At 40.2% G+C, this 13,769-nt stretch carries 12 protein-coding genes; 8 read left to right on the top strand and 4 right to left on the bottom strand.

Annotated features, from left to right (window positions below):
• Positions 1-369 precede the first annotated feature (369 nt).
• The gene (locus ACLNCP_RS07210; protein WP_261051296.1) at positions 370-681 is read right to left on the bottom strand and encodes a helicase BlpT; all 312 of its coding nucleotides are present in this window, start codon (positions 679-681) and stop codon (positions 370-372) included.
• 186 nt (positions 682-867) lie between these two features.
• On the opposite strand from ACLNCP_RS07210, the gene ACLNCP_RS07205 reads away from it, so the two are divergent.
• The 6 genes from ACLNCP_RS07205 to carB all read left to right on the top strand — a co-directional run bounded on the left by ACLNCP_RS07205 (position 868) and on the right by carB (position 8,355).
• Positions 868-1,410, top strand: coding sequence for a YceD family protein (locus ACLNCP_RS07205; RefSeq protein WP_261051253.1), 543 nt, complete (start codon positions 868-870; stop codon positions 1,408-1,410).
• Positions 1,410-2,039, top strand: a complete 630-nt coding sequence (nth, locus tag ACLNCP_RS07200; RefSeq protein ID WP_000244443.1) for an endonuclease III — start codon at positions 1,410-1,412, stop codon at positions 2,037-2,039. Before ACLNCP_RS07205 ends, nth begins: the two co-directional genes overlap by 1 nt.
• Positions 2,040-2,249: 210 nt before the next feature.
• Positions 2,250-2,771, top strand: a complete 522-nt coding sequence (pyrR, locus tag ACLNCP_RS07195) for a bifunctional pyr operon transcriptional regulator/uracil phosphoribosyltransferase PyrR (protein ID WP_000644747.1) — start codon at positions 2,250-2,252, stop codon at positions 2,769-2,771.
• Between the two features lie 18 nt (positions 2,772-2,789).
• Positions 2,790-3,713: an aspartate carbamoyltransferase catalytic subunit gene (locus ACLNCP_RS07190; RefSeq protein WP_060628127.1), complete on the top strand. Its 924-nt coding sequence runs from the start codon at positions 2,790-2,792 to the stop codon at positions 3,711-3,713.
• A gap of 49 nt (positions 3,714-3,762) precedes the next feature.
• Positions 3,763-4,842, top strand: coding sequence for a carbamoyl phosphate synthase small subunit (locus tag ACLNCP_RS07185; protein ID WP_000166853.1), 1,080 nt, complete (start codon positions 3,763-3,765; stop codon positions 4,840-4,842).
• Positions 4,843-5,178: 336 nt separating this feature from the next.
• Positions 5,179-8,355, top strand: coding sequence for a carbamoyl-phosphate synthase large subunit (gene carB, locus ACLNCP_RS07180; RefSeq protein ID WP_084924261.1), 3,177 nt, complete (start codon positions 5,179-5,181; stop codon positions 8,353-8,355).
• A gap of 69 nt (positions 8,356-8,424) precedes the next feature.
• Here carB and ACLNCP_RS07175 read toward each other — a convergent pair whose 3' ends face one another.
• Genes ACLNCP_RS07175 through tacF form a run of 3 tightly spaced genes read right to left on the bottom strand, consistent with a single transcriptional unit; the run spans position 8,425 to position 11,536 of the window.
• Complete coding sequence (locus tag ACLNCP_RS07175) at positions 8,425-9,234, bottom strand: LicD family protein (protein ID WP_001199634.1); 810 nt, start codon at positions 9,232-9,234, stop codon at positions 8,425-8,427.
• A 1-nt stretch (position 9,235) separates the two neighbouring features.
• Positions 9,236-10,039 (bottom strand): LicD family protein, encoded by an 804-nt coding sequence (locus ACLNCP_RS07170; RefSeq protein ID WP_049546496.1) that lies wholly within the window; start codon positions 10,037-10,039, stop codon positions 9,236-9,238.
• 9 nt (positions 10,040-10,048) lie between these two features.
• Positions 10,049-11,536, bottom strand: coding sequence for a type IV teichoic acid flippase TacF (gene tacF / locus ACLNCP_RS07165; protein WP_084926574.1), 1,488 nt, complete (start codon positions 11,534-11,536; stop codon positions 10,049-10,051).
• A gap of 485 nt (positions 11,537-12,021) precedes the next feature.
• Between tacF and ACLNCP_RS07160 the strand changes: the two genes are divergently transcribed.
• Positions 12,022-12,729: an IspD/TarI family cytidylyltransferase gene (locus ACLNCP_RS07160; RefSeq protein WP_153199027.1), complete on the top strand. Its 708-nt coding sequence runs from the start codon at positions 12,022-12,024 to the stop codon at positions 12,727-12,729.
• A gap of 4 nt (positions 12,730-12,733) precedes the next feature.
• Positions 12,734-13,756, top strand: coding sequence for a ribitol-5-phosphate dehydrogenase (locus tag ACLNCP_RS07155; protein WP_000609878.1), 1,023 nt, complete (start codon positions 12,734-12,736; stop codon positions 13,754-13,756).
• The last annotated feature ends 13 nt before the right edge of the window (positions 13,757-13,769 follow it).

Genomic DNA, 13,769 nt, shown 5'->3' with positions numbered 1-13,769 from the left:
CTAGTAGAGCCAATGTCTATGTCAAAAAAACTCTATTAATACTCTTCGAAAATCAAATTCAAACCACGTCGGCGTCGCCTTACCGTATATATGTGACTGACTTCGTCAGTCTTATCTACAACCTCAAAATAGTGTTTTGAGCAGCTTACGGCTAGCTTCCTAGTTTGCTCTTTGATTTTCATTGAGTATAAAATGCCAGAAGAAGAGCATAAAAGAGCACACAAAAAGAGACAAAAACAAGATCTACTAAATAAAGTTTCTTTATTTGATAGACTTAGTTGTTCATGTCTCCCTTACCTCCGAGTATTAGTACCTCTATCTTATACCTTTCAGGATATTTTGTCAACAGAAAACTGACAATTCTAATCTCTAAAATCCGAAAACAGGTCCATAAAGAGTTAGTACGTGTTTGACATGCTTGTAATGGAATTTGTCGTAGTTTCGCCAAGCAATGCGTGCTTGGTCGTTCAGTTTTAGGCTACCGAGACCTATCAGAAGACTGGTACGTTGGTAAAATTTCTCAAGGTCAATTAAGATACTGTTGTCCAACTTTTCCACTTTTTTGAGCTCTTTTATAGTAGTGTTTAGCAGCTCTTGCAGTCGAATATCATCTGCCCTACCCTGTTTGCAGCTTTGGAAACTTTTATTTAACTCGGATAGGAGTTGGGTTGCATTAGTAATGAGTTCTTTGTCTTACATGTGAGCATCCTCCTTGCTCTGATGTATTATTGCCTATAGTATAGCACTAAAAAACAAAAATGTCATAGTAAATATGTTAAAAAATCGAATTTTAATTTTAAAGTTTGGTGTGCTGATTTGTAAGCTTTTCATGGTATAATCAAGAGAGTAAATCTTTATGGAGGAAGTATGAAATTAAATATTCAAGAAATTCGTAAGCAGTCTGAAGGCTTGCATTTTGAACAAACGTTAGACCTAGCCTCAGACCTGCGTGCACGTAATCAAGAAATTTTAGATGTAAAAGATATCCTTGCAGTTGGGAAAGTACAGTACGAAGACCGTATGTATTTCTTAGATTATCAACTATCTTACACCATTGTTCTTGCTTCAAGTCGCAGTATGGAGCCAGTTGAGTTAGTTGAATCTTATCCAGTAACGGAAGTTTTCATGGAAGGAGCAACCAATCAGCTAGATCAAGAAGTTTTAGATGATGATTTGGTCTTGCCTATCGAAAATGGAGAACTTGACCTTGCTGAGAGCGTGTCAGACAATATCCTACTAAACATTCCTATCAAGGTCTTGACGGCTGAAGAAGAGGCTGGTCAAGGTTTTGTCTCAGGAAATGACTGGCAAATCATGACAGAGGAAGAATACCAGGCCCAACAAGCAGTCAAAAAAGAAGAAAACAGTCCTTTTGCTGGCTTACAAGGACTATTTGATGGAGATGAATAATGGTTTTGTCAAAAAAACGAGCACGAAAAGTGCTAGAAGAAATCATTGCTCTGTTTCCAGATGCCAAGCCCAGTCTTGATTTTACCAATCATTTTGAACTACTAGTTGCGGTCATGTTGTCAGCGCAGACGACGGATGCAGCGGTAAATAAGGCCACACCAGGTCTCTTTGCTGCCTTTCCAACGCCACAAGCCATGTCTGTTGCAACAGAAAGTGAGATTGCTTCACACATTTCTCGCCTGGGACTGTATCGAAATAAGGCTAAATTCCTTAAAAAATGTGCCCAACAGTTACTAGACGATTTTGATGGCCAAGTTCCTCAAACACGTGAGGAATTAGAGAGTTTAGCAGGTGTTGGTCGCAAGACAGCTAATGTTGTCATGAGTGTGGGGTTTGGAATTCCAGCCTTTGCAGTGGATACTCATGTGGAGCGTATTTGCAAACACCATGATATTGTCAAAAAATCAGCGACACCGCTGGAGGTGGAAAAGCGGGTCATGGATATCTTACCACCGGAGCAGTGGTTAGCTGCCCATCAGGCCATGATTTATTTTGGAAGAGCTATCTGTCATCCTAAAAATCCAGAGTGTGACCAGTACCCACAGTTATATGATTTTAGCAATTTATAAGATAAGGGCTCAAAAGTTTTTGCTTGATTTTAAGCATGCTTTGTGCTATAGTATTTGATAACTAAATATTCCTTTAAACCTGTCCCGTGAGGCAGGCAAGGAGAACGATTAAGTAGTAGGGTGAAGTCTATACTGTTTCCAGTAGGGCTAGCTTAGCTATACATTTCAAGTCTCCTTGTTTAAGGAGACTTTTCTTTTTGGAGGTTTGTCATGAAGGCAAAAGAAGTTGTAGACGAATTGACCGTCAAACGAGCGATTACGCGTATTACTTATGAGATTATCGAACGCAATAAAGATTTGAATAAAATAGTCTTGGCTGGTATTAAAACTCGTGGTGTCTTTATCGCCCACCGAATCCAAGAACGTTTGGAACAGCTAGAAAATCTTTCAGTTCCTGTTGTGGAATTGGATACGAAACCTTTCCGTGATGATGTTAAAAGTGGAGAAGATACTTCTTTGGTTTCTGTCGATGTGACAGACCGTGAAGTTATCTTGGTGGATGATGTGCTCTATACAGGTCGTACCATCCGTGCTGCTATTGATAATATTGTAGGTCATGGTCGTCCTGCGCGCGTGAGTTTAGCTGTTCTGGTCGATCGTGGACATAGAGAATTGCCAATCCGTCCAGATTACGTTGGAAAAAATATCCCAACTAGTCGTTCTGAAGAAATCATCGTAGAGATGGCAGAACTTGATGGCCAAGACAGAGTTCTGATTACTGAAGAAGCATAGAAAGCTAAAGGAGTAGCCATGTCAGAAAATCAACAAGCATTGAACCATGTGGTGTCCATGGAAGACCTCACTGTCGATCAAGTCATGAAATTGATTAAGCGAGGAATTGAGTTTAAAAACGGAGCTCAGCTTCCCTATGAGGATCATCCGATTGTTTCCAATCTTTTCTTTGAGGATTCTACACGGACGCATAAGTCCTTTGAAGTGGCAGAGATTAAACTAGGATTGGAGCGACTTGACTTTGATGTGAAGACTAGTTCAGTTAATAAAGGGGAGACACTTTATGATACCATCCTGACTCTGTCTGCTTTAGGAGTGGATGTCTGTGTGATTCGTCACCCAGAGGTTGATTATTACAGAGAGTTAGTTGCTAGTCCCACGATTACGACTTCCATCATCAATGGTGGAGATGGTTCGGGACAACATCCTAGCCAGAGCTTGCTTGATTTAATGACTATTTATGAGGAATTTGGTCACTTTGAGGGTCTCAAGGTTGCGATTGCAGGTGATTTGGACCACTCACGCGTTGCCAAATCTAATATGCAGATTTTGAAACGCTTGGGAGCTGAACTTTACTTTGCTGGACCTGAGGAATGGAGAAGTCAAGAGTTTGCAGACTATGGGCAGTTTGTAACTATTGATGAAATCATTGATCAGGTGGATGTCATGATGTTTCTCCGTGTGCAACATGAACGTCATGATAGTGGAGCTATCTTTTCAAAAGAGGACTACCATGCCCAACATGGCTTGACTCAAGAACGTTATGATCGTTTGAAAGAAACAGCAATCCTTATGCATCCAGCTCCAGTCAACCGTGATGTAGAAATCGCAGACCACTTGGTTGAAGCACCAAAATCACGGATTGTCCAACAAATGACCAATGGTGTCTTTGTTCGAATGGCAATCTTAGAATCCGTACTGGCGAGTAGAAACGCCAACTAAAACACAAGACGTTAAAAGACGCCAGTGAGCGTCCACGAGAGGTGAAAATATGACAAAAAGACTTCTAGTATTAGAAGATGGCACAGTTTTTGAAGGCAAAGCCTTCGGAGCAGATATTGATGTAACTGGTGAAATTGTCTTTAATACAGGCATGACCGGCTACCAAGAATCCATTACAGACCAGTCTTATAATGGACAAATCTTGACCTTTACTTATCCTTTGGTAGGAAATTATGGAATTAACCGTGATGATTACGAATCCATTATTCCAACTTGTAAGGGAGTTGTCGTTTTCGAAGAAGCACGTAGAGCTAGTAACTGGCGCAATCAAATGACCTTGGATGAATTTTTGAAAGCTAAAAAAATTCCTGGTATTTCAGGAATTGATACCCGTGCTCTGACAAAAATTATCCGTAAGCATGGTACCATGCGTGCAACCTTGACCCATGTTGGGGACAGTATGGATCATGTAACTGACCAGCTCCAAGCAACAGTCTTGCCGACAGATAATATCAAGCAGGTTTCTACTAAAACTTCATATCCAGCTCCAGGAGTTGGTTTGAGTGTGGTGCTAGTGGACTTTGGTCTCAAGCACTCAATCTTACGTGAACTTTCTAAGCGTAACTGTAACGTTACGGTTGTTCCTTATTCAACAACAGCGGAAGAAATTCTCCATCTCAATCCTGACGGAGTGATGTTGTCAAATGGACCGGGAAATCCAGAAGATGTTCCCCAAGCACTGGACATGATTCGTGGTGTGCAAGGAAAAATTCCAATCTTTGGTATCTGTATGGGGCATCAACTCTTTGCAATGGCAAATGGTGCTAAGACCTACAAGATGAAATTTGGACACCGTGGATTCAACCATGCAGTACGTGAAATTGCTACAGGACGTGTGGATTTTACAAGTCAGAACCATGGTTATGCAGTCAGTCGTGAGGATTTGCCAGAGCACTTGATCATTACCCACGAAGAAATCAATGACAAGTCAGTTGAAGGTGTGCGTCACAGATACCAACCTGCTTTCTCTGTTCAATACCATCCAGATGCAGCCCCTGGTCCACACGACGCTAGCTACCTATTTGACGAGTTTATCGAGATGATGGAAGCTTTTAAACAATCAAACTAAGAACGAGTAAAAGCTCGTCGGAGAATTTATTTAATGTCGCCCTGAGAGGCGACGAATAGAAAGGCAGGTCGTTTCTTTTAGTCGCTATTAGGCGAACTAAAAACTCCCTGCACTAGATTTTTTACCGAAAAGTATCGTTTCGCTAAAAAATCGTCGGAGAATTTATTTAATGGCAACCCGAGAGTTGCCGAATAGAAAGGAGAAGATACATTGTTCGCTTAAGTGAACACGCCCTAAGAACTGTGTGAAAAAGATAAACATCGTCTTGATGCTGAAGGCGTCTGCACCGAGTTTCCTATTTTCGCTGTGTTCTTTACGGGCTTTGTATCATAAACTATGCCTAAACGTACTGATATTCAAAAAATTATGGTGATTGGTTCTGGTCCGATTATTATTGGTCAGGCTGCTGAGTTTGACTACGCTGGGACCCAGGCTTGCTTGTCGTTGAAAGAGGAAGGTTATGAGGTTGTCTTGGTTAACTCAAACCCTGCAACCATCATGACGGACAAGGAAATTGCTGATAAGGTTTATATTGAACCAATTACACTTGAGTTTGTGACACGTATTCTTCGTAAGGAGCGTCCAGATGCCTTGCTACCAACACTCGGTGGGCAAACTGGTCTTAATATGGCCATGGAATTGTCTAAAAATGGTATCCTTGATGAGCTTGGTGTTGAGCTTCTGGGAACTAAATTATCTGCCATTGACCAAGCTGAAGATCGTGACCTCTTTAAACAATTGATGGAAGAATTGGAACAACCCATTCCAGAATCTGAAATTGTAAACACTGTTGAAGAAGCTGTTGCCTTTGCAGCAACAATTGGATACCCAGTCATCGTTCGTCCAGCCTTTACACTTGGTGGTACTGGTGGTGGTATGTGTGCTAATGAGGAAGAATTGCGTGAAATCGCTGAAAATGGATTGAAATTGTCACCCGTGACCCAATGTTTGATTGAGCGTTCAATCGCAGGTTTCAAGGAAATCGAATACGAAGTTATGCGTGACTCAGCTGATAATGCTTTGGTTGTTTGTAACATGGAAAACTTTGACCCAGTTGGGATTCACACAGGGGATTCCATCGTATTTGCCCCTGCCCAAACCATGTCAGACTATGAAAACCAAATGCTACGTGACGCGAGCTTGAGCATTATTCGTGCCCTTAAGATTGAAGGTGGATGTAATGTTCAGCTAGCTCTTGACCCACACAGTTTCAAGTATTATGTCATCGAAGTAAACCCTCGTGTGTCGCGTTCTTCAGCCCTGGCATCTAAGGCGACAGGTTACCCAATTGCCAAATTGGCTGCTAAGATTGCCGTCGGTTTGACCTTGGATGAGGTCATCAACCCAGTCACGGGTTCAACCTATGCCATGTTTGAACCAGCCCTTGACTACGTGGTTGCCAAGATTCCTCGTTTCCCATTTGACAAGTTTGAAAAGGGTGAGCGCCGTCTTGGTACCCAGATGAAGGCGACTGGGGAAGTAATGGCGATTGGTCGTAACATCGAAGAATCTCTCCTTAAGGCTTGCCGCTCCCTTGAAATTGGGGTACACCACAATGAAATGCCTGAACTTGCATCAGTTTCTGATGATTCTTTGATTGAAAAGGTTGTGAAAGCCCAAGATGATCGTCTCTTCTATGTATCAGAAGCCATTCGTCGTGGCTACACACCAGAAGAAATTGCAGAGCTTACAAAAATTGATATCTTTTATCTCGATAAACTCCTACATATCTTTGAAATTGAGCAGGAGTTGGGTGCCCATCCACAAGATCTTGAAGTTTTGAAAACTGCAAAATTGAATGGATTTTCAGACCGTAAGATTGCTGAACTCTGGAATACTACAGCTGACCAAGTTCGCCAACTTCGTTTGGAAAACAAGATTGTTCCTGTTTACAAGATGGTCGATACTTGTGCGGCAGAGTTTGACTCTGAAACACCATACTTCTATTCAACCTATGGATGGGAAAACGAGTCTATCAAGTCTGATAAGGAATCCGTTCTAGTTCTAGGTTCTGGTCCAATCCGTATCGGTCAAGGGGTTGAGTTTGACTACGCAACCGTTCACTCTGTTAAGGCTATCCAGGCAGCTGGTTATGAAGCTATCATCATGAACTCAAACCCAGAGACCGTTTCTACAGACTTCTCTGTATCAGATAAGCTTTACTTTGAGCCATTGACATTCGAAGATGTTATGAATGTCATCGACTTGGAGCAACCAAAGGGCGTTATCGTTCAGTTCGGTGGTCAAACAGCCATCAACCTTGCGGAGCCATTGGCAAAAGCAGGTGTGACCATCCTTGGTACACAGGTTGCTGACCTAGACCGTGCCGAAGACCGCGACCTCTTCGAGCAAGCTCTTAAAGATTTGGATATTCCACAGCCACCAGGACAAACTGCTACCAATGAAGAAGAAGCAGTGCTTGCGGCTCGCAAGATTGGTTTCCCAGTCTTAGTCCGTCCATCTTATGTTTTAGGTGGACGTGCTATGGAAATCGTTGAAAACGAAGAAGACCTTCGTTCTTATATGCGTACTGCGGTTAAGGCAAGTCCAGACCACCCTGTTCTTGTTGACTCTTATATCGTCGGACAAGAGTGTGAAGTCGATGCCATTTCAGATGGTAAAAATGTACTCATTCCTGGTATCATGGAGCATATCGAACGTGCTGGTGTCCACTCAGGTGACTCAATGGCCGTTTACCCACCACAAACCTTGTCGCAAAAGGTACAAGAAACAATCGCAGACTATACTAAACGCCTAGCAATCGGTCTTAACTGCCTTGGAATGATGAACATCCAGTTTGTTATCAAGGATGAAAAAGTCTACGTTATTGAGGTCAATCCACGTGCCAGCCGTACGGTTCCATTTCTTTCTAAAGTGACCAATATCCCTATGGCTCAAGTAGCAACCAAGCTCATTCTTGGTCAAAAACTTGAAGAACTTGGCTACCAAGATGGTCTTTATCCAGAAAGCACTCGCGTTCATATCAAGGCGCCAGTCTTCTCCTTTACCAAACTAGCTAAGGTAGACAGCTTGCTTGGTCCTGAAATGAAGTCAACAGGTGAAGTTATGGGTTCTGATACGACTTTGGAAAAAGCTCTCTATAAAGCCTTTGAAGCTTCTTACCTGCATTTGCCAACTTTTGGTAACGTTGTATTTACCATCGCTGATGATGCCAAAGAAGAAGCCTTGGACTTGGCTCGTCGTTTCCAAAATATTGGCTATGGAATCCTCGCGACAGAAGGGACAGCAGCCTTCTTTGCCAGTCATGGATTGCAAGCCCAACCTGTTGGTAAGATTGGTGATGACGATAAGGATATTCCAAGTTTTGTTCGTAAAGGAAGAATTCAAGCTATCATTAACACAGTTGGAACAAAACGAACTGCAGACGAAGATGGTGAGCAGATTCGCCGTTCAGCTATTGAACACGGAGTGCCCCTCTTTACAGCCCTAGATACAGCTAATGCCATGCTTAAAGTACTTGAAAGCCGTAGTTTTGTCACAGAAGCAATTTAAATAGAAAAAAGAGAAGGTATAACGATCTTCTCTTTTTTGTTATATTTTTTCTTGTAAACTACTGCTTAATCAGCTTTTGCGATAAGCTTTAATACTGTGGCTATACCACTCCTGCATTTCTTTTGATGGTGGTGTCATATAATCCCCATACATCTGGGTTAAAAATTGATCATATTTTTTAGGGACGGGCAACATACGGCCTTCAAACTCAGTTAAGATGAGTTCTTTAAAGGTATCAACTGGGAAGACTTCTTTCATTCCTTCTTTACCAATACCAATTCCTCCCTCATATTGAGGAGTGTTGGTTACAGCATTTTTGACTAGCTGATCAATTTTCTTGTAAAAGTAACGAGGATTGACAAATCGGAGGGCGTGCCAGCTACATAATCTTAGAAAATCTTTTAATTTGCTATCACCGTGAACTGCGCGTGATTTTTTGATATAAGCTAGTTGACGAAGGGCTACATACTTATAACTCTTGTCGACAATGCTCAAGTCTGTAAAGCGATCAATTGGGAAGACATCGATAAAGAGACTGGTGTCGTGACGCTTGTACTTAACATGGTCTTCGATAACAGTAGAAGTATCCAAAATCGATGCGAAATTATGGAAGTACCAAGAAGAAGTGTCGTAGGAGAGAACCTTATAACGTGGATGGTCTTCTTCCACAATAATTTTCAATAAGCGATCATAATCTTCACGATAGAGAGAAATATCAATATCATCGTCCCAGGGAATCATACCTTTGTGGCGGATAGCTCCAAGCATGGTTCCATAACTTAGAAAATAAGGAATATCATGTTTCTTACAAGTCTCATCAATATAGTCTAGCAGGGCTAGTTGAATTTCTTTAATTTCTTCTTTTTCTAAATACTGCATCCTAATCCTCCAATTTATAAGCGTGAAATTCATGACTGTAGAAGCGTTTTTCTTCTGGTGGTAGGGTCATATAATCTCCATAAAATTGCGTCAAAATAGTATCAAATTTTTCAGGTGCTGGAAGGCTTAAATTTTCAAAGGGTAAATCAATTGTTTTATCGAAGGTACCACTTGGGAAGACTTCCTTTTCCTTAAATTTAGAAGGGATAAAAGCCATATACTGCCCATTCTCACGATTATATTTTTGAATTTCTTTCTCGATTTTATTTGCAAAATAACGAGGAGAAACCGGTCGAAGGAGCAACCAAAAGGCTGTTCGTATCAAATCTTTTAAAAGGCTATCCTTATAGACAATATTTTTATGTTTACTGAAAGACAGAAGTTTGAAGCTTTCCAGTTTATAACAAGTATCAATGACCTTAGGATCATCAAAGCAATCCATAGGGAAAATATCGATAAAAACACCTGACTCATAGGTTTTTGTATTCCGAGTATCAATAATTTTAGTTGTACTGTCGGTTATTTTGATAAAGTTGTTAAAGTAGTTCTTATCAGTTTCTAAGGAAAGGAGCTTATATTTGTTTTTTTCCTTTTGAAAAATGTTTATAAATCGTTGGTAGTCTTCTCGAGGCATGGACAGATCGATATCGTCGTCCCAAGGAATAAAGCCCTGATGTCGAACTGCCCCAATCAGAGTACCGTAGTTAATAATATAGTTGATATTGTGCTTTTTACAGAGAGTATCAATATAATCCAAAATTTCTAATTCAATTTGTTTGGCATCTTCAATGGTTAGTTGTTTCATTCTATACTCCTAAGATTTTTTGAATTTATTTTTTAAGGCTAGGACATGGTTTAAAAATTCATAGAAAATGCTATCTTTGGTGAAGGCAAGTAGACCAATATAAGAGATGGCTGATAACAAGACAATCAAACCAGTATTAATCAAAAATGGCAAATTAATGACCATATCCACGGGATACAAGAAATTAATCAGGAAATAAATTCCTACAAAGGAAAGTGAAAAGAGCGAGTATCGAACAGTATAGCTAAAGATATGTCCTAAGTGGATGAGTTGTTTTCTATGGATGAAAATGATATAGAAAACAAGTAGAGAGGCCTCTGATAGCATAGTTGTCAGTAAGTAGTATTCAGGAGCCACGATGTGGTTGAAAAAGAGGAGACTATTTAAGCCCAAATTGAGTAATCCTGCAAAGACTGTATAGACTGTGATTCGTTTTTCATAGCCATTTGTAAAGAGAATTTGGGAACCAAGAATGGTATCTAAGGCCAGGATAATCGTACGAAAAGCGAAGAGAGAGGTTAAGATACCACCTCCGATATATTTTTCACTACCGTAAAGTAGGATGGCATTTGGTCCTAAAACCATGAGTCCAAAACTCAGTGGAATGATAAAGAAGTTAAAGATTCGACTGCCTCTGTTAACAAGTGCGACATAGGCTTCCTTATCGCCTTTTCCTAGATAGTAACTGAGACGAGGCACACTCACTCCGATAGCTCCTGTTACAACACCAGCTATAACGGTCACAATTCGTTGAGCCATGGTATAGTAACTAACGTTGACATCAATCCCTGTTTTAACGAGGAAGAGACGATCCAAAAAAGTGAAGAGCATATTGGCATTGGCAAAGACCAACATGGCTGTCAAAGGGAGAAAGAGCGGTTTAAAATCACTTATGTGAATCTTAACAAGCTTAATGTCTCTTTTAATCCAAAAATAACTAATCAGATAGTTAATCAGTGTCGATAAACTCATCACAAGTGTATAGACAACAATATCGTGTTCATTTTTGACAAACAGGAAAATAGAGACCAGCATCAGGATACGGATGAAGGCAGTCTTGTAAAAAAGAAAACTGTAATTTTCCAGAGCTTCATTGACCCACTCGATTGAAAAAATCTGGGCAATGAGTTGAATCCCCATAACAAGGTAGACCTTTTTGATGATTGGATTATCTGTAAAGAAGAGAGGATAGGCAAGGATATAGACAGCGGTGGTCAAAATCGTACAAGCTATGCACAAATAAAAAAGACTCGAGAAGGTTCTATTCAGATCTTTTTTGTTATCCTTGACATTACTGATGGCCCGTAAACCGTAGTTATAGACTCCATAAGTTGCAAAGGGTAAGAAAAATGACAAAATTGTGTCGACAGAGTTGAAGTAACCATAGTCAGTTCGGTCCAAGACACGCGCGACGTAGGTTCCAGTTAAGATGGGAAAAATAATATTTAAGACACGAATTCCCATGTAAGATAGAGCATTTAATTTTATACTTTTCATTCAATTTACCTCGTTTTTCATTATATCATAAAGTCAGCTAATAAGAAATGAAGGGCAGTAATACTCTTCGAAAATCAAATTTAAACCACGTCAGCGTCGCCTTACCGTATATATGTTACTGACTTCGTCAGTTCTATCTGCAACCTCAAAGCAGTGCTTTGAGCAACCTGCGGCCAGCTTCTAGTTTGCTTTTTGATTTTCCTTGAGTATAAGTCAAGCAATCACTTTGAAGTTTCAAAGTTTATTTTTAAGTTTTCTTTAAGGAAAGTATATTATTCTGAAGAACTCTAAAATTTCACAGCCATTTATTAGTAATGACTACAGAATTCCTGGTCATTACTAGAAATGGGTTAGTTTCTTTGAATAATAGAACTACTTAACCCTCCTATTCTAGAAAGGGAGGTCTAGTATTTCTTTCATGATAGGGCTAGATTGTGGTATAATAGAGAGAATAAGTTTTTTTAGTAAGACAAAGGAGAAAATAGATGATTTATGCAGGAATTCTTGCTGGTGGAACTGGTACTCGCATGGGAATTAGTAATTTGCCAAAACAATTTTTAGAGCTAGGTGATCGACCTATTTTGATTCATACAATTGAAAAATTTGTCTTGGAACCAAGTATTGAAAAAATTGTAGTTGGGGTTCATGGAGACTGGGTTTCTCATGCAGAGGATCTTGTAGATAAATATCTACCTCTTCATAAGGATCGTATCATCATTACAAAAGGTGGTGCTGACCGTAATACGAGTATTGAGAAAATCATTGAAGCTATTGATGCTTATCGTCCGCTTACTCCAGAGGATATCGTTGTTACCCACGATTCTGTTCGTCCATTTATTACACTTCGCATGATTCAGGACAATATCCAACTTGCCCAAAATCATGACGCAGTGGACACAGTGGTAGAAGCGGTTGATACTATCGTTGAAAGTACCAATGGTCAATTTATTACAGATATTCCAAATCGTGCTCACCTCTATCAAGGGCAAACGCCTCAAACATTCCGTTGCAAGGACTTCATGGACCTTTATGGCTCTCTCTCTGTTGAAGAGAAGGAAATCTTAACAGATGCATGTAAAATCTTCGTTATTAAAGGAAAAGATGTGGCCTTGGCCAAGGGTGAATACTCAAATCTGAAGATTACAACCGTAACAGATTTGAAGATTGCAAAAAGTATGATTGAGAAAGACTAGTAAAATGATTAATCAAATTTATCAACTAACTAAGCCTAAGTTTATCAATGTCAAATATCAGGAAGAGGCTATTGACCAAGAGAATCATATCCTCATCCGCCCTAATTATATGGCGGTCTGTCATGCGGATCAGCGTTACTACCAAGGAAAACGTGATCCCAAGATTTTGAATAAAAAGCTTCCAATGGCAATGATTCACGAGTCATGTGGAACCGTTATTTCTGACCCGACGGGAACCTACGAGGTTGGTCAAAAGGTTGTTATGATTCCTAATCAGCCTCCTATGCAGAGTGATGAAGAATTCTATGAGAACTACATGACAGGTACTCATTTCTTGTCTAGTGGATTTGATGGCTTTATGAGAGAGTTTGTTTCTCTTCCTAAAGATCGTGTGGTGGCTTATGATGCTATCGAAGATACGGTTGCAGCCATTACAGAGTTTGTCAGTGTCGGCATGCACGCTATGAATCGTCTATTGACCCTTGCTCATAGCAAGCGGGACCGAATCGCCGTTATCGGAGATGGAAGTTTAGCATTTGTGGTTGCCAATATTATCAACTATACTTTGCCAGAAGCAGAGATTGTGGTTATTGGTCGTCATTGGGAAAAGTTGGAACTCTTCTCATTTGCCAAAGAATGCTATATTACTGATAATATTCCTGAAGATTTGGCCTTTGACCATGCTTTTGAGTGTTGTGGTGGTGATGGTACTGGACCAGCTATTAATGATTTGGTTCGCTATATTCGTCCTCAGGGAACGATTCTTATGATGGGAGTTAGTGAGTATAAAGTCAATCTCAATACACGCGATGCCTTAGAAAAAGGCTTGCTCTTGGTTGGGTCCTCTCGTTCTGGTCGCATTGATTTTGAAAATGCAATCCAAATGATGGAAGTCAAGAAATTTGCCAATCGTCTTAAAAATATCCTTTATCTAGAAGAACCTGTAAGAGAAATTAAAGATATTCATCGTGTCTTTGCTACCGACTTAAACACAGCCTTTAAAACCGTGTTTAAGTGGGAAGTATAGGTGCTGGAGGTTA

This window comes from Streptococcus sp. CL6.35 (genome assembly GCF_049737915.1).
GTDB lineage: Bacteria > Bacillota > Bacilli > Lactobacillales > Streptococcaceae > Streptococcus.
The sequence above is the reverse complement of the archived record's forward strand: the minus strand, read 5'-3'. Positions and strand labels throughout refer to the sequence as shown.